Origin of the sequence: Azospirillum brasilense, from assembly GCF_003349955.1 — a bacterium.
Classification (GTDB): Bacteria; Pseudomonadota; Alphaproteobacteria; order Azospirillales; family Azospirillaceae; genus Azospirillum; species Azospirillum brasilense_B.
The window spans coordinates 43,037-64,857 of the sequence record NZ_QLKQ01000042.1; the positions used below are offsets into that span (position 1 = coordinate 43,037).

Here is a 21,821-nt window from a genome sequence, read left to right on the forward strand (position 1 = left end):
GGTGCAGTTTCCTTCCCGAAGCGGGGCTTATTCGGCGTCGGCTGACGTGAGCCGTTCGACGATGCTGCCCTCGGGCAGGTTCAGGCCGAGCCCGTAATTGAAGGCCACGAAGGTGAAGGCGGCGAGCGCCAGCCCGATGGCGAGATTGACCATCAGCCGCCGGCCGCCGAAGGCGCGGGAGACCGCGGCGAACAGGATGGTGGTGGAGGGAATCCAGCCCAGCGTGTCGAGCAGCAGGAACTGAACGGCCAGCCCGGCCGCGACCAGCGCCACGGCCCAGAGGTCCAGCTCCAGCCCCTCGGCGTGGGCGATGGCCCCGGCGAAGGCCTCGCGCAGCAGGGACAGCCCGACCAGGACGAGGCCGCCCGAGATCAGGTAGGGGAACAGGGCGGGGCCGACCACCGCCCGGCCGACGCTTGGCGTCAGCATGGTCTCGACCGCGATCAGGCCCCCCAGGGCGATCAGCCCGCCGCCCAGCACCGCCTCTCCGGCGCGCATGCTCCGACCGGTGGTCATTGGTTCATCCTCCCAGACTGTTTTTTGCGGACCGGTGGGCGCGGCGACCGCGCCCACCCCTTGCGGTCCTTACTTCACGAGGCCGATGTCCTTCAGCGTGCCTTCGATCTGCGCGCGCTCCTGCTTCAGGAAGGAGGCGAACTCGGCGGAGGGCTGGTAGAGGTCGATCCAGCCGCGCTGCTTCACGGCCTGCTTCCACTCGTCGCTGGCGACGGCCTTGGCGACGGCCTCCTGGAGTTCCTTCAGCTCGGCCGGCTTGGCGGAGGACTGGGCGAAGACGCCGCGCCAGTTCACGAACTCCAGGTCGACGCCCTGCTCCTTGAGGGTCGGCGTGTCGGAGCCCGGCAGGCGCTGCGGGGCGGAGACGGCGATGGCGCGCAGCTTGCCCGCCTGGAACTGCGGGGCGAACTCGCTGTAGCCGCCCATGCCGAGGGTGACGTGACCGCCGAGCGCCGAGGCCAGCAGCTCGCCGCCGCCCGCGGTGGCGACGTAGTTGACCTTGTTGGGATCGACGCCGACCGCCTTGGCGATCAGCCCGGCCAGGATCTGGTCGCTGCCGCCCGCCGAGCCGCCGCCCCAGGAGACCGAGCCGGGGTCCGCCTTGAACTTCTTGATCAGGTCGTCGAAGGTCTTGATGGGCGAATCCGGCGGGACGACGATGGCGGTGTATTCGCCGGTCAGCCGGGCCAGCGGGGTCACTTGGTCGAGCGTCACCGCCGACTTGTTGGTGACGATGGCGCCCAGCATGATCTGGCCGCCGACCAGGATCGTCGGCGAGCGCTTCTTGGCGGTGACGAACTGGGCGAGGCCGACCGTGCCGCCGGCGCCGGGGATGTTCACGACCTGGATGCCGGACGCCAGCTTCTGATCCTGGAGAACCTGCTGGAGCGTGCGGGCGTGCTGGTCCCAGCCGCCGCCGGGGCTGGCCGGGGCAATGATCTCCAGCCCCTTGATCTCGGCCAGCGACGGGGTGGCGGCGAGGGCGGCCGTGGCGAGGACGACGGCGGTCAGGACGCCCTTCACGGCGCCCGGCATGCGGATGGTCATGACGCTTCGCTCCATGGGTGTGTTTTGTTCTGAGACCCGGCGGATCACCGCCGGCTGTCGGTCACTTGACGAGGCCGAGTTCCGTCAGGACGCCTTCGATCCGGGTCCGCTCGTCCTTCACGAAGGCGGCGAACTGGTCGGGCGGCAGGTAGAGGTCGATCCAGCCGCGCTCCGCGGCGATGCGCTTCCAGTCGTCGGTGCGGACCATGGCGCCGACCGCGTCGTCCAGGACCTGCTTCTCCGACGCCTTCAGGTTGCCCGGCGCCATCACGGCGCGCCAGTTCACCAGCTCGACATCCACGCCCTGCTCCCTGAAGGTCGGGACGTCGATGCCGGGAAGGCGCTGCGGGGCGGAGATCGCCAGGGCGCGCAGCTTTCCCGCCTGGAGCTGCGAGGCCATCTCGTTGTAGCCGCCGGTCGCCACGGTGATGTGGCCGCCGAGCACCGAGGCCATCATCTCGCCACCGGCGCCGGCGGCGATGTAGTTCATCTTGGACACGTCCCCGCCGATCGCCTTGACCAGCAGGCCGTAGAGGATGTGGTCGGGGCTGCCCACCGCGAAGCCGCCCCAGGAGACCGAGCCGGGGTCGGCCTTGAACTTCTTCACGAGGTCGTCGAGCGTCTTCAGCGGCGAGTCCGCGGCCACGACGATGGGCTGGTATTCGCCGGTCAGGCGGGCCAGCGGGGTCACCTGATCGAGCGACACCGGCGACTTGTTGATCAGGATCGCCCCGATCATGCCGAGGCCGGAGATCATCAGGCCGGGGTTGCGCTTCTTGGCGGTGACGAACTGGCTGAGGCCAATGGTGCCGCCGGCCCCCGGGATGTTGACCACCTGGACGCTGGAGGCCAGCTTGTGCTCCTGAAGCACCTGCTGCATGGCGCGCGCGTGCTGGTCATAGCCGCCGCCGGCGTTGGCGGGGGCGATGATCTCCAGGTTCTTGATCTCCGCGGACGCGGGAGCGGCGAACAGGGCGGCAGCGGCCAGCACGGCCGCCGCCAGCACCCCCTTGGTAGGGTTGCCGAGGCTCATGGTGTTTCCTCCGAGTGGACTTTTTTGCTTTTTGGACGGCGCTTGCTGCGCCTTAGGGTGCCTTGGCTGCGGACTTCTGCGGACGCGCCTCGTAGAGGAGGACGGAGCCGCCGGCCCCCGCACCGCAGGCGGCGCCATAAAAGAGCGGGGTCCGCTCGTCCGCCGATGCGGTCTTCGCCGTGGGTTCCGCCGGCTTTCGGGCTGCGGAGTCGGTCGCCATGGTGGAGCTTCCGGGAACGGTGGTTGGTTGTTCCAACTGTTTAACAGGCGAACCTGTCATGAACCTGTCAGCCACCACCCAGGCACGCAAAATTTCGGCGCTCCACCCGGAAGAGGCGGAGACCGGTTCGTGGCGGTTTTTCCCCCCCCCGCCGGGGTGATGGGGGGTGAGCGCTTTGCCCCCTCCCTGACCCTCCCCCGCTGACGCAGGGGAGGGGATTGAGTGCTCCCTCCCCTGCGTCAGCGGGGGAGGGCCGGGGTGGGGGCAAACACCCCCGGAACCTACCGCACCACCAGCAGGAACAGCCCCTGGCCGAGATAGACGGTGCCGGTCAAGGCGACCAGACGCTGGCTCCAGCTGCGGAACTGGGCGTCGCTCATGGCGTCGAGCACGCGGCGCGACAGGTTCGTCCCCAGGACGGCCATGCCGATGCACAGGGCCGTCACCGGGATGTCCAGCGCCTCCGCCTCCGACGCCGCGACGAGGGAGCCGAAATAGACCGTCTTGAACAGATGGCCAAAGACCTGCATCGTCGCCTTGGTCGCGACGACGCTCTGCCGCGACAGGCTGGACTTCACGAAGAACACGTCGAGCAGCGGCCCCGAGATGCCGGCGATCAGCTGCACGCCCATGCACAGCAGGCCGGCCAGCGCGCTGTGGCCGCGCCGCGACACGTTCGGCGACCAGTGCGACGGAACCGCCATCGCCATGAAGGGCGACAGGCCGAGCAGGATCAGCGATTCCGCCTTGCCGGGCACGTAGCGGATCAGGGTGAAGACGCCGACCGCCACCGCCCCGCCCAACAGGAACCGCACCACGATCCCCCATTGCACGTGCCGCCGCCACAGCCACGCCCGCCAGCCGTTGGCGGTCATCTGCGTGATCCCGTGCAGCAGCATCGCCGAGGACACCGGCAGCAGCACCAGCAGCAGCCCCATCAGCACCATGCCGCCGGCCATGCCGAACAGGCCCGACAGGAACGAGGTCACCAGCGCCGCAAGGCCGAGTCCGAGAGTCAGGGGAACCGTCAGCATCCCGCTCATCCGAAAGTTTTCTTTGGCTGTGGAGGGCATGATGGCTCTGTTGGGCTTGCCCCGCAAACGGGATTGTCTGATGCTGACCCCCAGGAAATGTTGGGGTGTAGGGGAGGGATCGGATGCGCCGCCTGCCATCGCTGAACGCCTTGCGGGCGTTCGAGGCCGCGGCCCGGCACGGCAGCTTCACCGGGGCGGCGGGTGAACTGAACGTCTCGCAGGCCGCGGTCAGCCGCATGGTGCGCCTGCTGGAGGAGCGCATGGGCTTCCCGCTGTTCGAGCGGCGGGCCAACGCGCTGGAGCTGACCGACCGTGGGCGGGCGTTGCAACCCGGCCTGACCGGCGCCTTCGACGCGATTGCCGACAGCGTGGAACGGGTCGCCGCCATGCGCGACGGCCCGGTGCTGACCCTGGGGGTGGGCGCCACCTTCGCGGTGCGCTGGCTGATCCCGCGCCTGTCGGCCTTCCACGAGAGCCACCCCGACGTGGAGGTGCGGATCGCCACCGGCGGCGCCGGCGCGCCGATCCGCGAGGACTGGACCTGCGCCCTGCTGCTGGGCGACGGGCATTGGCCGGGCTACGAGGTGGAGGCGCTGTTCACCGCCGACATGCTGCCGGTCTGCGCGCCGGCCCTGGCGCGGACCCTGCGCCATCCGGAGGATCTGCTGTCGGCGACGCTGCTGTCGGTGTCGCACTGGGCGGACGACTGGCCGCACTGGTTCGCCTCGGCGGGGCTGGCGCCGCCGGCCGTGAAGGGGCTGTCCTTCGGCAGCTACGCCATGACCTTGCAGGCGGCGGCGGACGGGGTGGGGGTGGCGCTGGGGGCGCGGCTCTACATCGCCGACGATCTGGCGGCGGGCCGGCTGGTCACGCCCTTCGCGCTGGCCGTGCCGATGGGGCGGGCGTGGTATCTGGTCTCGCGCCCGGCGCGGCACCGGGAGGCGGGCTTCACCACCTTCCGGGACTGGCTGCGCGCCGCCGTCGGATCAGCCGACTCCGAAAAGAAAAGACCGCCAGAGCGTGCCCCGGCGGTCTGAAGTCGCACTTTGGAGAAACGTCACTCGGCGGAACCACGTGCACGGCGCGGCCTGCCGACTGGGTTTCAAAGGATAACCGAACGAAAACACTTATACTAGTATATCACTCCAGGCGCAAGCCCTTTCGCTCACATGACGGCGCCCATCTGCCAGGGCGTGAACTCGTCGGAGCCGAATCCCAGCTCCTCGCTCTTGGTCTTCTTGCCCGAGGCGGTGTCGAGGATGAGCTGGAAGATCGCCCGCCCGACCTCCTCAATGGTGGCGTCGCCGGTGGCGATGGGGCCGCAGTCGATGTCCATGTCGTCGGGCATCCTGCGGAACAGCGCCGTGTTGGTGGCGAGCTTCAGCGAGGGCGTCGGCTTGCAGCCGAAGACGGAGCCGCGCCCGGTGGTGAAGCACAGCACGTTGGCGCCGCCCGCCACTTGGCCCGTGGCCGACACCGGGTCGTAGCCCGGCGTGTCCATGAAGACGAGGCCCGGCCCGGTGATCGGCTCGGCGTAGCGCACCACCTCGACGAGGTTGGTCGTGCCGGCCTTGGCGACGGCGCCCAGCGACTTCTCCAGGATGGTGGTCAGGCCGCCCTTCTTGTTGCCGGGCGACGGGTTGTTGTTCATCTCGCCGCCGGTGCGGCTGGTGTAGTCCTCCCACCAGCGGATGCGCTCGACCAGCGCCCCGCCGACCGCCGGGCTGACGGCGCGGCGGGTCAGCAGATGCTCGGCGCCGTAGACCTCCGGCGTCTCGCTCAGCACCGCGGTGCCGCCGTTGCGGATCAGCAGGTCCACCGCAAAGCCCAGCGCCGGGTTGGCGGTGATCCCGGAATAGCCGTCCGACCCACCGCATTGCAGGGCCAGGATCAGGTGGCTGGCCGGCACGGTCTCGCGCTTCACGTCGTTGACGCGGGGCAGCAGGGCGCGGATGCGCTCTACGCTCGCCCGCACGGTGGCGGCGGTGCCGCCGCTCTCCTGGATCGCCAGCGTCTGCAGCGTGTCGCCGATGGTCAGCCCCTCGACCTCGACCAGCTTGTCGATCTGGTTCACCTCGCAGCCGAGGCCGAGCACGAGCACGGCGGCGAAGTTCGGGTGGCGGGCGTAGCCGGCGATGGTCCGGCGCAGGGCGTCGATGGCGTCGCCCTGCGAGCCCATGCCGCAGCCGTAGGAATGGGTCAGCGCGACCACACCGTCGATGTTGGGATAGGCGGCCAGCGCGTCGCCGCGGAACTGATCGGCGATCATCCGCGCGGCGGTGGCCGAGCAGTTCACCGTGGTCAGGATGCCGATGTAATTGCGGGTCGCCACGCGTCCGTCCGGGCGGACGATGCCCTGGAAGGTGGCGCGTTCCGCCTCCGGCGCGAGGTCGGTGGGGTGGACGTCGGCGCCGAAGGCGTAATCGCGCTCAAAGCTGTCGCCCACGCCGATGTTGTGGACATGGACATGGTCGCCCGGCGCGATGGGAGCGGTCGCGAAGCCGATGACCTGGTTGTACTTGCGCACCGGCTCGCCGACCGCGATGGCCTGCACCGCGACCTTGTGGCCGGAGGGGATCGTGGTCCGGGCGACGACGCCGGTGTCGGGCAGGCCGGTGTCGGGCAGGGTGGTGCCCTCCGGCAGGTCGGCGCCGGCAACGACGACGTTGTCCGCGGGATGCAGGCGGATGGTCAGCGATGCCATGGGGTGGTCCTTTTCCTGAAGTTCCCTCTCCCGCCCCGGGAGAGGGAGGGGCCCGCCGCGAAAGCGGCGGGAGGGTGAGGGTGCCGGCAAGAAAGGCGGCTTTGATCCTTGGCCTTACCCTCACCCGCCCGCTTCGCGGGCACCCTCTCCCGGGGCGGGAGAGGGGTTTCACGTCAGAGCTTGTAGGCCTTCTTCGCCAGCGTGTAGGCGAGATCCACCGCCAGCTCCGCGGCCTCGTCCTCCTCCAGCCGGTGCTCGGCGACGAGCCGGGCCAGGAAGGCGCAGTCGACGCGGCGGGCCACGTCGTGGCGGGCCGGGATGGAGCAGAAGGCGCGCGTGTCGTCGTTGAAGCCGACCGTGTTGTAGAAGCCCGCCGTCTCCGTGATCATCTCGCGGTAGCGGCGCATGCCCTCGGGGCTGTCGTGGAACCACCAGGCCGGGCCGACGCGCAACGCCGGGTAATGGCCGGCCAGCGGCGCCAGCTCACGGGCGTAGCTGGTCTCGTCGAGCGTGAACAGGATGATGGTCAGGTCGCGCTCGTTGCCGACGCGGTCGAGCAGCGGCTTCAGCGCCCGCACATACTCGGTGCCGGTCGGGATGTCGGCGCCCTTGTCGCGGCCGAAGCGCTCGAAGACGCCCGGGTTGTGGTTGCGGAAGCTGCCCGGGTGGATCTGCATGACCAGCCCGTCGTCCAGGCTCATCTTGGCCATCTCGGTCAGCATCTGGCCGCGGAAAATCTCCGCCTCGGCCGCCGTGATGGTGCCGCGCAGCGCCTTCTCGAACAGCCGCTCGGCGTCGGCGTCCGACAGGTCGGCGGTGGTCGCCGTGGCGTGGCCGTGGTCGGTCGAGGTGGCGCCGCCGACCTCCTTGAAATACTGGCGGCGGTTGCGCAGGGCGGCGAGGTAGCCGGCCCAGGTCCCGGTGTTCTCACCGGACAGCGCGCCCAGCGTCTCCACATTGGCCTGGAAACCCTCGAACTCCGGATCGACGACCGGGTCGGGGCGGAAGGCGGTGATGACGCGGCCCTTCCAGCCGCTCTCGCGGATGGCGCGGTGATGCTCCAGGGTGTCGAGCGGGGACTCGGTGGTCGCCAGCAGTTCGATGTTGAAGCGCTCGAACAGGGCGCGCGGCAGGAACTCCGGCTTCTGCAGGCAGGCGTCGATCTGGTCGAAGATGCGGTCGGCGCTGGCCCCGCTCAGACGCTCCGTCACGCCGAACACCGTCTCGAAGGCGTGGTCGAGCCACATGCGCGTCGGGGTGCCGCGGAACAGGTGCCAGTTCTGGGCCAACTGGCGCCAGATCTTGCGCGGGTCGCTCTCCACCGCCCCGCCATCCTTGCGCGGCACGCCCAGGCTTTCCAGCGTCACGCCCTGGCTGTAGAGCATGCGGAAGGCGTAATGGTCGGGCACCACGAACAGCGCCGCCGGGTTTGGGAACGCCTCGTTCTTGGCGAACCAGGACGGGTCCGTGTGGCCGTGCGGGCTGATGATCGGCAGGTGGCCCACCTCCGCGTACAGCCGGCGCGCGATGTCGCGCTGCGTGGGATCGCTGGGGAAGAGGCGGTCGGGGTGGAGCATCGTTCATCTCCGGAAAGAGGGATGCCGGACCGGGGTCCGGTGCCCATTTGAATGGGTGGTTCGGGTATGGCGCGGTGCCGCGCCGGTCATGCCCCGCACATCGGAATATATTAATATATCAGTTCCGAATGCAAGGACTTTGTGCGTCCCGCCCACAATTCTGTCGCCGGAACGCGCAATTCAAGAGGGCGCCCGTCAGAGGCGGCGCGAATCGTGGGCGGCGAAGTCCACGGCCCGCGGGCGGTAGCCGCTGGTGAAGAGGGGGGAGGAGATCACCATGTCGGCGGTCGCCTCGTTGCAGGCCATCGGGATGTTGTAGAGCGTGGCGAGGCGGGTCAGCGCCTTCACGTCCACGTCGTGGGGCTGGGCGGTCATCGGGTCGACGAAGAAGACGAGCAGGTCGATCCGGCCCTCCGCGATCATCGCGCCGATCTGCTGGTCGCCGCCCAGCGGACCGCTCTTCAGCGAGGTGATGTCCAGCTGGGGATGGGCCTCCCGGACCAATCGGCCGGTGGTGCCGGTGGACCAGAAGACGTTCCCCTCCAGCGCGTGGATGTTGGCGCCGAGCCAGCCGATGAGGTCCGGCTTGCGGGCGTCGTGGGCGACGAGGGCGATGCGTTTGCGGTCCACGGTGACGGTCCTTGCGGCTGTGCGCTCCGCGGTGGAGCTTTTTTCAATATACTAGTATACTGTTGAGTGGCGCAACGCGCTTCCCGATGGGACAAACTGGCGCGGAACCGGGGCGCCGCGCGGGGTGAAGGCGTTTGACCCACCCCGCCGGGTATTAGTATATTGCGATGAAGGGCGGACCGTCTGCGGCGGGAACCAGCGGGTTCGGCGCCGGCATCCCGGAGCACCGGCGCCCTGGATTTTCCTGGCAGGAGCGGGTGTTGAAAAAGTCGGCGCAGACATCGACGGTGGATTCATCGACGGCGGATTCGGAACAGGCGTCGGGCGTCAAGGCGCGGGCCCGGCGCCGCACGGCGGCGGCGGTCGCCCGTCCGGCCCAGCGCGGCACCACCGTGGCCGCGACGATCTACCGCGATCTGCGCAACGAGATCGTCTCGCTCCGCCGCAAGCCGGGCGAGCCGGTCGCGGAAAAGGTGATCGCCCAGGATTACGGTGTCAGCCGGACACCGGTGCGCGAGGCCGTGCTGCGTCTGGCTGACGAGGGGCTGATCGAGATCTTCCCGCAGTCGGGCACCTTCGTCTCCCGCATCCCGCTGGGCGCCCTGCCGGAAGCCATTGCCATCCGCAAGGCGCTGGAGGAGGCGACCGTCCGCTACGCCGCCAAGCGCGCCACCCGCAGTCAGATCGCCAAGCTGCGCGCCAACCTGGAACTCCAGCGCGAGATGGAGGCCGCCCAGAATTTCGAAGGCTTCCATCAGGCCGACGAGACCTTTCACGCGCTGCTGGCGGAAACCGCCGGCTATCCGGGATTCTGGAACCTGACGCAGCAGGTGAAGGTGCAGGTCGACCGCTACCGCCTGCTGACCCTGCCGGTGCTGGGCCGCGTCCCGGACGTGATCGCCGAACATTCGGTCATCATCGAGGCCATCGCCAACAACGACCCGGAGGCGGCGGCGAAAGCCATCGACTTGCATCTGGACTATCTCCAGGTCACCATCGCCGACGCGCAGAAGGCCAACCCGCTCTATTTCACCACCCCCTCGGAAGACGAGGCCGAGCCGGTCTGACGCCGTTTTGCGCTCTTGGCTTTGGATCGTGGCTGATTTCTAATATATCAGTCACAATCCTCCCAACACCGCGCAAGACACCCAGGAGACCGCGATGCAATCGCACTACCGCGCCGATCCGGCTCGCTACACCGCCATGACCTACCGCCGCAGCGGGCGGAGCGGGCTCGACCTGCCGGCCATTTCGTTGGGGCTGTGGCAGAATTTCGGCGGCACCGACGTGTTCGAGACCGGGCGCGCCGTGCTGCGCCGGGCCTTCGACCGCGGCGTCACCCATTTCGACCTCGCCAACAACTACGGCCCGCCGCCGGGCTCGGCGGAGGAGAATTTCGGGCGCGTCCTGGCGACCGACTTCAAGGCCCACCGCGACGAGATGATCGTCTCCACCAAGGCCGGCTACGACATGTGGCCCGGCCCCTATGGAAGCTGGGGCTCGCGCAAGTACCTGACGGCCAGCCTGGACCAGAGCCTCAAGCGCATGGGGCTCGACTATGTCGACATCTTCTACTCGCACCGCGTCGATCCGCGCACCCCGCTGGAGGAGACGATGGGCGCGCTCGACCACGCCGTGCGGCAGGGCAAGGCGCTCTATGTCGGCATCTCCTCCTACTCGCCGGAGATGACTCGGCGGGCGGCGGCGATCCTGAAGGAGCTGGGCACGCCCTGCCTGATCCACCAGCCGTCCTATTCGATGCTGAACCGCTGGATCGAGGGCGGGCTGCTCAACGCGCTGGAGGAGACCGGGATCGGCTGCATCGCCTTCTCGCCGCTGGCCCAGGGGATGCTGACCACCAAGTACCTGAACGGCCAGCCCACCGACGCCCGCGCCGCCAAGGGCGGCACGCTGAAGGCGCATTTCCTGTCGCCGGAGAATCTGGAGCGCGTGCGCGCCCTGGACGCCATCGCCACGCGGCGCGGCCAGACACTGGCCCAGATGGCAATCGCCTGGGTGCTGCGCGACCCGCGCGTGACGTCCGCCCTGGTCGGCGCCCGCAACGTCGAGCAGCTCGACAACTCGCTCGACGCGCTGAAGAACACCGCCTTCACGCCGGAGGAGCTGGCCGAGATCGACCGCCACGCCGTCGATGGCGGGCTGAACCTGTGGCAGAACTCCTCGAACGCCGAAGCCGGCTGAGCCGCCGAAAGCCGACATGAAAAGGGCCGCGCCGGGGATGCCGGCGCGGCCCTTTTCATAACCCTGTGTGCATCAGCGCATGAGGAGGTGGGGGAGCCAGAGGGAGAAGGCCGGGACGTAGGTGACGAGGAGAAGGGTGACGAAGAGGGCGCCATAGAAGGGGAGGATGGAGCGCATGACTTGGCCGACGGAGATCTCGCCGATGGCGCAGCCGATGAACTGGGTGGTTCCGACCGGCGGGGTGTTGAGGCCGAGCGCGCAGTTGATCAGCATGACGATGCCGAACTGCACCGGGTCCATGCCGTACTGCATGGCAATGGGCAGGAAGATCGGCGTGCAGATCAGGATGGTGCTGGCCATGTCCATGAAGGTGCCGAGCAGGAACAGGATGATGTTGATCAGCAGGAAGATGACCAGCGGGTTGGTCGAGATGCCCGCCATCAGCTCGCCGGTGATCTCGGCCACCTGATAGAGCCCCATGATGTACTGGAACATCGTGGAGACGCCGATCAGCAGCAGGACGACGCCGGTGGTCTTGACCGTCTTGGCGGCGGCGGCCAGGAAATGGTCCCAGGTCAGGGTGCGGTAGACGAAGGTGGTGAGCAGCAGGGCGTAGATCACCGCGATGGAGGCGGACTCGGTGGCGGTGAAGACGCCCGAGGTGATGCCGGCCAGGATGATGACGACGATGAGCAGGCCGGGGGCCGCGGCGGCGAAGGAGCGACCCAGGATCGACCAGCCGGGGAAGGTGCCGGGGGGATAGCCGCGCTTGACCGCGACGTAGTAGGCGGCACCGAGGTTGCAGACCATCAGCAGCAGGGCGGGGACGATGCCCGCGGCGATCAGCGCGCCGATGGAGGCTTTGCCGCCGGCGGCCAGCGCGTAGATGATCATGTTGTGGCTGGTCGGCATCAGCGCGCCGACCAGGGCGGCGTGGGTGGTGACGTTGACGGCGTAGTCGGCGTGGTAGCCCTCGCGCTTCATCATCGGGATCATCACCGCGCCCATGGCCGAGACGTCGGCGACGGGGGAGCCGGCGACGCCGCCGAACAGGGTGCAGGCGACGACGTTGGACATGCCGAGGCCGCCGCGGATGTGGCCGACCATGTTCTTGGCGGTGGCGACGATCTTGTCGGCGACGCCGCCGTGGAGCATCAGCTCGCCGGAGAAGACGAAGAAGGGGATGGCGAGGAAGGAGAAGACGTTCATGCCGGACATCATCTGCTGGAAGATGACGGCGACGGGGAGGCCCTCGTAGAGGATGGTGCAGAGCGCCGACAGGCCGATGGCGAAGGCGACCGGGATGCCCAGGACGAGGAAGCCGAAGAAGCTGATGGAAAGGATGGTCAGTTCCATGACGGCGCGACCTCCTCGCCGCGGATGATGGCGACGACGTGTTCGATGGCGAAGAGCACGATCAGGACGCCGGAGAGCACGAGCGGGATGTAGCGGACGGCTTCGGAGACGTGCAGGTTGGGGATGTAGTAGGAAGCGACGGAGTTGCCGAGGAGCCAGCCGTTGTAGGCCATGCAGGCCCCAAACACGCCGACGAGGGCGTAGATGACGATCTCGACCTTGCGGCGGATGGGATCGGGCAGCATGACGAGGAAGGACTCCAGGCCGATGTGCCCGGCGTCGCGGACGCCGACGGCGGCGCCGATGAGGGTGACGTAGAGGACCAGCACGATGGCCAGGCTCTCCGCCCAGGTCGGCGAGTCGTTCAGCACGTAGCGGCCGAAGACCTGATAGAACACCACACAGACGATGGCCATCAGGCCGACCATCGCCACGCACATTCCAGACCACGCCAGCCGCGCGTTCACCCGCGTCAGCAGGCCCGCGCTCTGCGGGGGGCTGTGATCCATTGCTTGCAGCTCGATTTCCATGCCGCCGGCTCCCCTCGAATGACGCGGCGCCGCCCTTCGGTCCGCCGAAGGGAAGCGCCGCGTTCGACTGTGCTTACTTCGTGTCCTGGATGCGCTTCACGAGGCTGTCCAGCTTCGGTGTGCTCGCGAACTGCTTGTAGACGGGAGCCATCGCGTCGATGAACTCTTGCTTGTTCGCGACCTCGACGATCTGGGCGCCGGCCTTCACGACCACGTCCTTGGACTTCATCTCACGCTCGTCCCACAGCTTGCGCATGTAGGGGACGGAGTCCTTGGCGGCCTTGCGGATGGCGGCCTGGTCGTCCTTGGACAGGCGGTCCCACGAGACCTTCGAGAAGACCAGCACTTCCGGCGCCATCGCGTGCTCGGTCAGGGTGAAGTACTTGGCGGCCTCGAAGTGGCGCGAGGACTCGTAGGACGGGTAGTTGTTCTCCGCCGCGTCGACGATGCCGGTCTTCAGCGCGGTGTAGACCTCGCCGAAGGGCATCGGCGTGGCGTTGGCGCCCAGCGCCTGGATCATGGCGACGAACAGGTCGGACTGCTGGACGCGGATCTTGGCGCCCTTCATGTCGGCCAGCGTCTTGTAGGGCTTGGCGGCCGAGTACATGCTGCGCGAGCCGCTGTCGTAGAAGGCGAGGCCGATCATGCCCTGGCTTTCCATGGCGGCGAGGATCTCGTCGCCGATCGGGCCGTCCAGCACGGCGCGCATGTGCTCGGTGGAGCGGAAGATGAAGGGCAGGGCCGTGACCATCGTCTCCGGAACGACGTTGTTCAGCGGTGCCACGTTGATGCGCATCATGTCGAGCCCGCCGATCTTCAGCTGCTCGATGGTGTCCTTCTCGGTGCCGAGCGCGCCGTTCGGGTAGACCTTCACGCCGAGCTTGCCGCCGGTCCGCTCCTTCAGGAGCTTGTCGACGTACTTCACGGCCTCGACGGTCGGGTAGTCGGCCGGGTGGATGTCCGCGGAGCGGAAATCGCGGGCGACGACCGGGGTGGCGAGCAGGGTGCAGGCCGCGCAGGCGGCGAGAAGGGCGGCGCGGATACCGCGGGTCGAAAGATGCATAGCGTGTCCTCCTGGCGATTATTCGGCAGCTTCAGGCTGGTTCTTTGGTTTGGACGGTTGGGTCCGGGAGCCGCCCGGCGCGTGTTCCCGCGCGCCGGTCAGCGGGTGATGTCAAAGGGGTGATCTCGTCAGGCGAGGAAGTCCTCGCGCGGGGGGGTGAAGATGTCGAGCAGGACGCCCGGCTCCAGCGCCACGACGCCGTGCAGGGCGTTGGACGGCACCATGTAGCCGTCGCCGGTGCCGAGCCGCCGGGTGACGCCCTCGATGGTGACGTCGAAGGCGCCCTTCTCGACCACGGCGCACTGGACGTGTGGGTGGCGGTGCTGCGGCCCGATGGCGCCGGTCTCGAATTCCACGCGCACCATCATCATGGCGTCGTTGTGGCCGAGGATCTTGCGGCGCACCCCGGCGCCCAGATCCTGCCAGTCCACCGCCTCGTCGATCACGAAAACGTCCGTGCTCATCCTCGTCTTCCCTTTACTAGTGCGGGCCACCCGTCAGCGGGCGAGCCAGCCGCCGTCCACCGGCAGGATCGTGCCGTGGACGTAATCGGACGCATCGGAGGCCAGGAACACCGCGGGACCGCCCATGTCGGCGGGCTCGCTCCAGCGTCCGGCGGGGATGCGGGCCAGAATTTCGGCGTTGCGGCGCTCGTCGGCGCGCAGCGCGCTGGTGACGCTGGTCGCGACGTAGCCCGGCGCGATGGCGTTCACGTTGATGCCCTTGCTCGCCCATTCGTTGGCGAGCAGCCGGGTGATCCCGGCGATGCCGCTCTTCGACGCCGCGTAGGAAGGCACGCGGATGCCGCCCTGGAAGGACAGCATGGAGGCGATGTTGATGATCTTGCCCTTCCGCCCGTTGCCCAGCGCGTAGCGCCCGAAGGCCTGGCAGAGGAAGAAGACCGACTTCAGGTTCACGTCCAGGACGGCGTCCCAGTCGGCCTCGGTGAAGTCCAGCGGGTCGTCGCGGCGGATCAGCCCGGCGTTGTTGACCAGGATGTCCAGCCCGCCAAGCGTGCCCACCGTCTCCTCCATCACCGTGGGGATCGGGGCGACGCTCGACAGGTCGGCGGGGATCGCGGCGAAGCGGCGGCCCAGTCCCTCGACCAGGGCGCGCGTCTCGTCCGGCGGGGTGCGCCCGGCGACCGCGATGTCGGCGCCGGCCCGCGCCAGGGCGACCGCGATGGCCTGCCCGATGCCGCCGTTGCCGCCGGTGACCAGGGCGGTCTTGCCGGAGAGGTCGAAGGGGTTGGTCATGACGGGGTCCTTTCTGTCTTCGTCTTCGGCGGGGTCTTCGGCGGGCTGTCCGGCTGCGCGCCGGAGAAGAAGAAGGGGTTGGCCCCCTGGGTGTTCGGGACGGACTCCAGCAGGGCGCCGAGATGGATCGTCATCAGCCGCTCTGCCTCGGCCGGGTCGCGCGCGGCGATGGCGTCGACGATGCCGCTGTGCTCGGCCAGCACATGCGGGATGCGGCCGGGCTCCGGCAGGGTCAGGCGGCGGTAGCGGTCCACCTGCATCTTCACCTGCTGGGCCATGTTCCACAGGCCGGGGAAGCCGGCGATTTCGGAAATCAGGCTGTGGAACGCCTCGTCGGCCTCGTGGAAACCGTCGAGATCGCCCGCCGCCATCGTCTCCTGCTGGAGCAGGATGTTGGCCCGCAGCGCTGCGATCTGACTGCGCGCGGCGCGGACGGCGGCGTAGCGGACCGCGGTGCATTCCAGCGAGGTGCGGATCACCACCGCTTCGGGAAGGGCGTCGACCGGGATGCGGGCAACGAAGGTGCCGGACTGCGGGAAGATTTCGACCAGCCCGTCGTCGGCCAGCCGCAGCAGGGCCTCACGCACCGGGGTGCGGCTGACGCCGAAGGACTCCGCAACGTGCTTCTCCACAATGGGCTCCCCCGGCTTGCGCCGCATGGCGACGATGTCCCCGCGCAACGACCGGTAGATCTCCGCGGTGGCCGTCGCGCGGGCGGACAGGCGCGGTTCCTTCGCGGTTCCAAGCGCCTTGCCGGGCACGGCCCCCGGAGTGGTTCCGGGCGGTTGAGCGTCCAGGGCGCGCCTGGAGGTCGAAGCCATTGCAGTCCTCCCCAAGTGCCGGCCCGTGCCCCATGCGGAGCCGTTCCGTGCTGTTCCTTGAGGAAGAGCATATTAATATATCAGCGTGGCGCGCAAGCCTGATTTTGAGGGCGGGGCGAACATTTTTCCGGGGGTGGGGATGGGCGCGGCGAGAGATTTGTGGGTGCTATACGCGAATGAAAAAGGCGCTTTCTGCCAAATGACTGAGTTCCAAGCTTTAATTAGTAGAGGAGATGTGGGCACTAATCTGCTAGCGCTCTCAGGCGGCATTCAGGTGAGAATCAACAAATATATTCTAATCAGCGATGGGAGTGTTTACAATTTTATTCAGATCCATGCCGTGTAGGTCGCCTGCGCAGAGGGAGCCTGTTAATGCTCAATTCGGCCCTTTCATGCTTACGCCCGCTCCGCTCCGACGGCCGGGCCTCTACGGTCCTCTATTTGGATCAGAACAAGTGGATTGACCTAGCGCGGGCTGCAACCGCACCGGCCGACAATCCGGAGATTCGGGACATTCTGGAGTTGCTTTGTTCGAAAGTTGCCGCGGGCGAGATCATTCTTCCGTTAACTTCGTCCAATATCTTCGAGACACACAAAGTCAATCGTCATAACCAACGGTTACACTTGGCATACACGCAGGCTGCTCTGAGTGAATCAAAAGTTTTTCGGGGCTATCGTCAGCGATTGAAGACCGAGGTGGGGCGCGTACTTTCAGAACTCTACGGCCTTGCTAGGTCAGAACCCGATCCATTCTGGTTTCTGTCCGACATTTTCCTAGAGGCTACCACCGAGGCTGATGACCCGCGTCTTGGGATGGGGGAATTTCCTAAGGCATTAAGCTGGATAAAGGCTCATCCGAAGGAGGCGCTTTTCAATTATCTTATGGAAACGCCAGAGTTCGTGCGTATGGAAGCGATTCGTCGCTTTACCGAGGGTTGCGAGGATCTCCGTGTCCGCATCGAAGATCGCAGGGCGCGCCATAGAAGTGAGAATATTTCGATGCGCCGCCGGCTTTATAGCGCAATCATGGCGATCGATCAGCAGGACGAGATCCTTTCAATCGCCAGGAGCCTGGGCCTCCCCTGGACGTGTCTTGGGGACAAGGGGGGTGCCACTCTTCGGGCTGTGATCCGCGATACGCCAACATTCTATATTGAGCGAGAGATCACCCTGAAGCTTGAAGCGCAGGAGCGTGCGGTCACTTTGAATGACATGCGCGACATGCGCACATTTTGTACCGTTCTTCCCTACGCCGACATCGTCGTTGCCGAGCAGCAGTTCACAAGCTTGGCTCGTCAAGCCCGCCTGCACACTCGCTATGGCGTGCATCTCGAGACTGATATCCGCGCCCTTCGTAAGCTCCTTTAGGAACTGCTAGTCGACCAAATTTGAGTGCCTTGGGCATGTCTGCTTCGGGGTGGTTCATAGTTGTGAATCGTATTTTATGATGCTGCCAATTTCACTTCTACTGCCATTAATTATCATAGGTTCTATTGTATCTCCTGCGTTCAGTTCTTATTGCCCCACCGTAGCGCTCCGCCCCTTCTGAACCCCCCTTGCCAGCCTCCGTTCGCAATGGCATACTAGTATGCAAGTTGCCGCGATGGACGCCATGACCGACTCGCCGACCTCATCCACCCCCACCGACATCCGCGGCCCCCGCCTGCACGGGGTCTACGACGCTCTGCGCGCCGCCGTGCTGTCGGGGGAGATCCGCCCCGGCGAGGGGATTTCGGAGACCCGGGTGGCCGCCCGCTACGGCGTCAGCCGCACCCCGGTGCGCGAGGCCTTCCGCCGGCTGGCCGACGAGGGGTTCCTGCGCATCGTGCCGCAGGTCGGCACCTTCGTGGCGCCGATCCAGCTCTCCGCGGTGTCCGACAGCCAGTTCATCCGCGAGACCCTGGAATGCCGGACCGTGCGTCTGGCCGCCGAACGGGCGGAGGCGGCGGACGTCGCCTCGCTCACCCGGCTTCTCGACTCGCACCGCGCGGTGATGTCCCCCGACCGCCATTCCGAGTTCTTCGCCCTGGACGAGGCCACCCACGCCGAGCTGGCGCGCATCGCCGGGCGTCCGGCGGTGTGGGACCTGCTGGTCGCCGTCAAGGCGCAGCTCGACCGCGTGCGCTTCCTGTCGCTGCACAGCGAAGGCTGGGCGGCCAAGATCGTCGGCGAGCACCAGAGCATCGTGGACCGCGTCGCCGCCCGCGACCCCGACGGGGCGGAGGAGGCCATGCGCGCCCATCTGCGCACCGTCTTCGCGGCGGTGGACGAGATCGCCCGAACCAACAGCCACTTCTTCGAGACGTAAAGCCCTTATGCGGAGTGTTCCATGCGCCTGAGCCCCGACACGCTGCCCTCCATGCGCCCCGGCGTGCAGCGTCCCGGCTATGACCGTGCCGCGCTGACCACCGGAATCGTCCATCTGGGCATCGGCGCCTTCCACCGCGCCCATCAGGCCGTCTACACCGACGCCGCCCTGGCCCGGTCCTTCGGTCCCTGGGGGATCGCCGGGGTCAGCCTGCGCAGCCCCGACACGCGCGACGCGCTGGAGCCGCAGGGCGGCCTCTACACCGTCGCGGTGCGCGACGCCGCCGGCGAGCGGCTGCGGGTGATCGGCTCGGTCACCCAGCTGCTGGTCGCTCCGGAGAACCCCGCCGCGGTGCTGGACCTGCTGACCCGCCCCTCCGTCCGCATCGTCACCCTGACCGTGACCGAGAAGGGCTATTGCCACGACCCGGCGACCGGCGCGCTGAACGAGGCCCATCCGGACATCGTCCACGACCTCGCCAACCCGGAAAGCCCGCGCAGCGTGCCCGGCTTCCTGGTGGAGGCTCTGATCCGCCGCCGCGCCGCCGGGGTCGAGCCCTTCACGGTGCTGAGCTGCGACAACCTGCCGAGCAACGGCGACACCGCCGCGGGCCTGCTGCGCCGCTACGCCGAGCTGCGCGACCCCGCTCTGGGGACATGGTTTGCTGGGAACGTCGCCTGCCCGAACAGCATGGTGGACCGCATCGTGCCGGCCACCACCGACGCCGACCGCGACCGCGTGTCGGACGGGCTGGGTCTGCGCGACTCCTGGCCGGTGGTGACCGAGCCGTTCAGCCAGTGGGTGATCGAGGACCGCTTCCCCACCGGGCGCCCTGCCTGGGAGCTGGAGGGCGCGGAGCTGGTCCCCGACGTCCATCCCTATGAGACGATGAAGCTGCGCCTGCTGAACGGCAGCCACTCCACGCTCGCCTATCTCGGTTACCTCGCCGGCTACGAGACGGTGTCGGACACCATGGCCGACCCGGCCTTCGCCCGGCTGATCCGCGGCCTGATGGACGAGGAGGCCGGCCCGACGCTGCACATGCCGCCCGGTGCCGACCTCGGCCATTACAAGGACGCGCTGATCGAGCGCTTCCGCAATCCCGCCCTGCGCCATCGCACTTGGCAGATCGCCATGGACGGCACGCAGAAGCTGCCGCAGCGGCTGCTCGGCACCATCCGCGACCGGCTGGCCGCCGGGGCGCCGATCGACCGGCTGGCGCTGGGGGTGGCGGCCTGGATGCGCTACGTCTCCGGCACAGATGAGGCCGGCCGCCCCATCGACGTGCGCGACCCCATGGCCGCCAAGCTTACCGAACTGGCGGCGGAAGCGGGGCCGCACGCCGACCGTCTGGCGCCCGCCCTGTTCGGGCTGACCGCCGTCTTCGGCGACGACCTGCCGCGCGACCCGCGCTTCACCGCCGCCGTGACCGACGCGCTGCGTCGCCTCTACGCCGAGGGCGCCCGCGCCGTCGTGCAATCGGTCGCGCCGGCGGCGGGCTGAGCCGCTCCACCCCACACACCCCATCGAGACACGCCGAAATCGGCGCAGCACTCTTCTTCTAAGGAGCAGACCATGGAACAGACTTGGCGTTGGTTCGGCCCGGACGATGTGATCCGGCTCAACCACATCCGTCAGACCGGCGCCACCGGCATCGTCACCGCCCTGCACCAGATCCCCTACGGCGTGGTCTGGTCGGTCGAGGAGATCGAGGAGCGCAAGGCGATGATCGCCGCCGACCCCTCGCTCGGCCTGCGCTGGAGCGTGGTGGAAAGCCTGCCGATCCATGAGTCCATCAAGATCGGCGAGGGTGACCTGACCCCGCTGTTTGACAACTACCGCCAGTCGCTGCGCAACCTCGCGGCCTGCGGGGTGACGACGGTCTGCTACAACTTCATGCCGATCCTCGACTGGACCCGCACCGACCTCGCCGCTCCGGTGCCGGGCGGCGGCACCTCGCTGCGCTTCAACGCCTTCGAGCACGCCGCCTTCGACGTCTTCATGCTGGAACGTCCGGGCGCCGAGGACGATCATTCGCCGGAGGTGCTGGCGCGCGCCCGCGCCTGGTTCGACAAGGCGTCGGAGGACGACAAGAAGACGCTGCTCGCCAACATCATGGCCGGTCTGCCGGGCGCCTTCGACCGCTACGACATCCCGGGCCTTCGCAAGATGCTCGACCGCTACAAGGACATGAGCCACGGCGCGCTGCGCGAGACGCTGGCCAATTTCCTGCGCGAGGTGATCCCGACCGCGGAAGAGGTGGGCATCCGCATGTGCATCCACCCCGACGACCCGCCCCGTCCGCTGATGGGCCTGCCGCGCATCGTCAGCAACGAGGATGACCTGGACTTCATCGTCAACGTCATCGATTCCGAGGCCAACGGCATCACCTTCTGCACCGGCTCGCTCGGCGCCGGGGCGAAGAACGACGTGCCGGCGATGATCAAGCGCTTCGCCCCGAAGGTCACCTTCGCCCATCTGCGCAACGTGAAGAAGGACCCCGACGGCTCCTTCCAGGAAGCCGAGCATCTGGGCGGCGATGTCGACATGGTGTCGGTCGTCACCACGCTCCTGGAGGAGCAGAAGCGCCGCAAGGACGCCGGCAATCCGAACTGGCGCATCCCCTTCCGCCCTGACCACGGGCACGAGCTGCTGGACGACGTGGGCAAGAAGACCCACCCCGGCTATCCGGCGATCGGGCGTCTGCGCGGTCTGGCGGAGATCCGCGGCGTGATGACCGCCGTGGCCGCGATGCGCCAGCTTCCGGTCTGATCCATTCAAGAGGGGAGGGGAACGCCTCGGGTGGCGCTTCCCCCTTTCTCAAGCGAGATGTGCCGCAGCGGGGCGTCCGGTGCGGCCTTCTGCGCCGGCGTGGCCGGTGTTGCCACCAACCTGCGGCTTCGTGCCGCGCGTCCAAGCATGCTGTCATGCCGCTCCGGGAGTGATAGGGCGGGCAAAAGGTCGTTTGCATTCGAATAAAATCCACCGCAAGCGGCCTGGAAATGTCCCGTCTTCTTTTTCTCACACCCCCCGGATTTATCCTGAGGCATGGTTTTTCCAACAATTTCCATTGCTTAGTGCCCTCGTCACTTTCTTTCGGCGGACGAGCGAAAAGCTATGGCAAAAACATCACAATCAATTAAAATCAAGATTGTGGTGTCGACCCTTTGCGGGTCCGCACCCTGATGACAAGGGAAGTGATTGGGATGAGCAACCGCCAGAATCCGCGATACGCCGCCGCCATGCTTCTTCGCGTGGTCGCTGCGAACGGGCGCTGCGATGTTCGTCCGATCGATCAGGTGCCGAAGAGCGCCCAAGAGATCGAACTCGAACGCTTCCTGCACGATGGCTTCGCGCCCCAGCCGTCCTCTCGCCGACGGGCCGTTTCCCTCCGCGCCTGATCCGAATAGGGCCGCTTTCCGAAAAAATGCGGAGCGATGAAAAAAGCTCTTGCCGGGTTTGGCCGAGGCGCCTATAACCCGGCTCCCACGACGCCGGGGGCGCTGAGAAGCGCGACGGCGGCA

General features: G+C 67.6%; 21 protein-coding genes. 7 read left to right on the forward strand and 14 right to left on the reverse strand.

The features are described from left to right. Positions 1 to 27 precede the first annotated feature (27 nt). The 4 genes from DXK32_RS18730 to DXK32_RS18745 form a co-directional block, all read right to left on the reverse strand. The gene (locus DXK32_RS18730; RefSeq protein ID WP_114859909.1) at positions 28 to 516 is read right to left on the reverse strand and encodes a tripartite tricarboxylate transporter TctB family protein; all 489 of its coding nucleotides are present in this window, start codon (positions 514 to 516) and stop codon (positions 28 to 30) included. 69 nt (positions 517 to 585) lie between these two features. Continuing rightward, on the reverse strand, positions 586 to 1,563 hold the full coding sequence (locus DXK32_RS18735; RefSeq protein ID WP_114859910.1) for a Bug family tripartite tricarboxylate transporter substrate binding protein: 978 nt from the start codon (positions 1,561 to 1,563) through the stop codon (positions 586 to 588). Positions 1,564 to 1,624: 61 nt separating this feature from the next. After that, entirely contained in the window at positions 1,625 to 2,596 is a 972-nt protein-coding gene (locus tag DXK32_RS18740; protein ID WP_114859911.1) for a Bug family tripartite tricarboxylate transporter substrate binding protein, read from the reverse strand. A 501-nt stretch (positions 2,597 to 3,097) separates the two neighbouring features. Further along, on the reverse strand, positions 3,098 to 3,850 hold the full coding sequence (locus tag DXK32_RS18745; protein ID WP_247877228.1) for a TSUP family transporter: 753 nt from the start codon (positions 3,848 to 3,850) through the stop codon (positions 3,098 to 3,100). A gap of 122 nt (positions 3,851 to 3,972) precedes the next feature. On the opposite strand from DXK32_RS18745, the gene gcvA reads away from it, so the two are divergent. Further along, entirely contained in the window at positions 3,973 to 4,887 is a 915-nt protein-coding gene (gene gcvA, locus DXK32_RS18750) for a transcriptional regulator GcvA (protein WP_114859913.1), read from the forward strand. Between the two features lie 128 nt (positions 4,888 to 5,015). Here gcvA and DXK32_RS18755 read toward each other — a convergent pair whose 3' ends face one another. The 3 genes from DXK32_RS18755 to DXK32_RS18765 form a co-directional block, all read right to left on the reverse strand. Beyond that, positions 5,016 to 6,554, reverse strand: coding sequence for a UxaA family hydrolase (locus tag DXK32_RS18755; RefSeq protein ID WP_114859914.1), 1,539 nt, complete (start codon positions 6,552 to 6,554; stop codon positions 5,016 to 5,018). Between the two features lie 173 nt (positions 6,555 to 6,727). Next, positions 6,728 to 8,131, reverse strand: a complete 1,404-nt coding sequence (uxaC, locus tag DXK32_RS18760) for a glucuronate isomerase (RefSeq protein ID WP_114859915.1) — start codon at positions 8,129 to 8,131, stop codon at positions 6,728 to 6,730. 195 nt (positions 8,132 to 8,326) lie between these two features. Next, positions 8,327 to 8,761 carry a methylglyoxal synthase gene (locus DXK32_RS18765; protein WP_014199988.1) on the reverse strand — a complete coding sequence of 145 codons (435 nt, stop codon included), beginning with the start codon at positions 8,759 to 8,761 and terminating at the stop codon, positions 8,327 to 8,329. 260 nt (positions 8,762 to 9,021) lie between these two features. Between DXK32_RS18765 and DXK32_RS18770 the strand changes: the two genes are divergently transcribed. Beyond that, positions 9,022 to 9,828 (forward strand): GntR family transcriptional regulator, encoded by an 807-nt coding sequence (locus DXK32_RS18770; protein WP_247877229.1) that lies wholly within the window; start codon positions 9,022 to 9,024, stop codon positions 9,826 to 9,828. Positions 9,829 to 9,922: 94 nt separating this feature from the next. Next, on the forward strand, positions 9,923 to 10,963 hold the full coding sequence (gene mgrA, locus DXK32_RS18775; RefSeq protein WP_114859917.1) for an L-glyceraldehyde 3-phosphate reductase: 1,041 nt from the start codon (positions 9,923 to 9,925) through the stop codon (positions 10,961 to 10,963). Between the two features lie 72 nt (positions 10,964 to 11,035). Here mgrA and DXK32_RS18780 read toward each other — a convergent pair whose 3' ends face one another. From DXK32_RS18780 to DXK32_RS18805, 6 genes are all read right to left on the reverse strand, one after another. Continuing rightward, positions 11,036 to 12,319 (reverse strand): TRAP transporter large permease, encoded by a 1,284-nt coding sequence (locus tag DXK32_RS18780; protein ID WP_059399705.1) that lies wholly within the window; start codon positions 12,317 to 12,319, stop codon positions 11,036 to 11,038. Beyond that, positions 12,310 to 12,828: a TRAP transporter small permease gene (locus DXK32_RS18785; protein ID WP_247877230.1), complete on the reverse strand. Its 519-nt coding sequence runs from the start codon at positions 12,826 to 12,828 to the stop codon at positions 12,310 to 12,312. The genes DXK32_RS18780 and DXK32_RS18785 overlap by 10 nt, the downstream gene beginning before the upstream one ends. Before the next feature lie 94 nt (positions 12,829 to 12,922). Next, entirely contained in the window at positions 12,923 to 13,912 is a 990-nt protein-coding gene (locus DXK32_RS18790) for a TRAP transporter substrate-binding protein (protein ID WP_114859919.1), read from the reverse strand. A 128-nt stretch (positions 13,913 to 14,040) separates the two neighbouring features. Next, positions 14,041 to 14,376, reverse strand: a complete 336-nt coding sequence (locus DXK32_RS18795; protein WP_014199982.1) for a cupin domain-containing protein — start codon at positions 14,374 to 14,376, stop codon at positions 14,041 to 14,043. A gap of 33 nt (positions 14,377 to 14,409) precedes the next feature. Next, positions 14,410 to 15,168, reverse strand: a complete 759-nt coding sequence (gene kduD / locus DXK32_RS18800; protein WP_114859920.1) for a 2-dehydro-3-deoxy-D-gluconate 5-dehydrogenase KduD — start codon at positions 15,166 to 15,168, stop codon at positions 14,410 to 14,412. Next, positions 15,165 to 15,989, reverse strand: coding sequence for a GntR family transcriptional regulator (locus DXK32_RS18805; protein WP_114859921.1), 825 nt, complete (start codon positions 15,987 to 15,989; stop codon positions 15,165 to 15,167). Before DXK32_RS18805 ends, kduD begins: the two co-directional genes overlap by 4 nt. A 372-nt stretch (positions 15,990 to 16,361) precedes the next feature. Here DXK32_RS18805 and DXK32_RS32245 point away from each other — a divergent pair, with 372 nt between their 5' ends. The 4 genes from DXK32_RS32245 (at position 16,362) to uxuA (ending at position 21,069) form a co-directional block, all read left to right on the forward strand. Continuing rightward, positions 16,362 to 17,357, forward strand: a complete 996-nt coding sequence (locus tag DXK32_RS32245) for a hypothetical protein (protein WP_162801245.1) — start codon at positions 16,362 to 16,364, stop codon at positions 17,355 to 17,357. Between the two features lie 244 nt (positions 17,358 to 17,601). After that, positions 17,602 to 18,297: a GntR family transcriptional regulator gene (locus tag DXK32_RS18815; protein ID WP_247875109.1), complete on the forward strand. Its 696-nt coding sequence runs from the start codon at positions 17,602 to 17,604 to the stop codon at positions 18,295 to 18,297. A gap of 21 nt (positions 18,298 to 18,318) precedes the next feature. Beyond that, a complete protein-coding gene (locus DXK32_RS18820) occupies positions 18,319 to 19,800 on the forward strand; it encodes a mannitol dehydrogenase family protein (RefSeq protein ID WP_114859924.1) in 1,482 nt (493 codons plus the stop codon). Between the two features lie 72 nt (positions 19,801 to 19,872). Further along, positions 19,873 to 21,069, forward strand: coding sequence for a mannonate dehydratase (gene uxuA, locus DXK32_RS18825; RefSeq protein WP_114859925.1), 1,197 nt, complete (start codon positions 19,873 to 19,875; stop codon positions 21,067 to 21,069). 314 nt (positions 21,070 to 21,383) lie between these two features. Here the strand turns inward: uxuA and DXK32_RS32735 are convergent. Beyond that, a partial coding sequence (locus tag DXK32_RS32735; protein WP_205215765.1) for a hypothetical protein occupies positions 21,384 to 21,821 on the reverse strand: 438 nt, incomplete at its 5' end.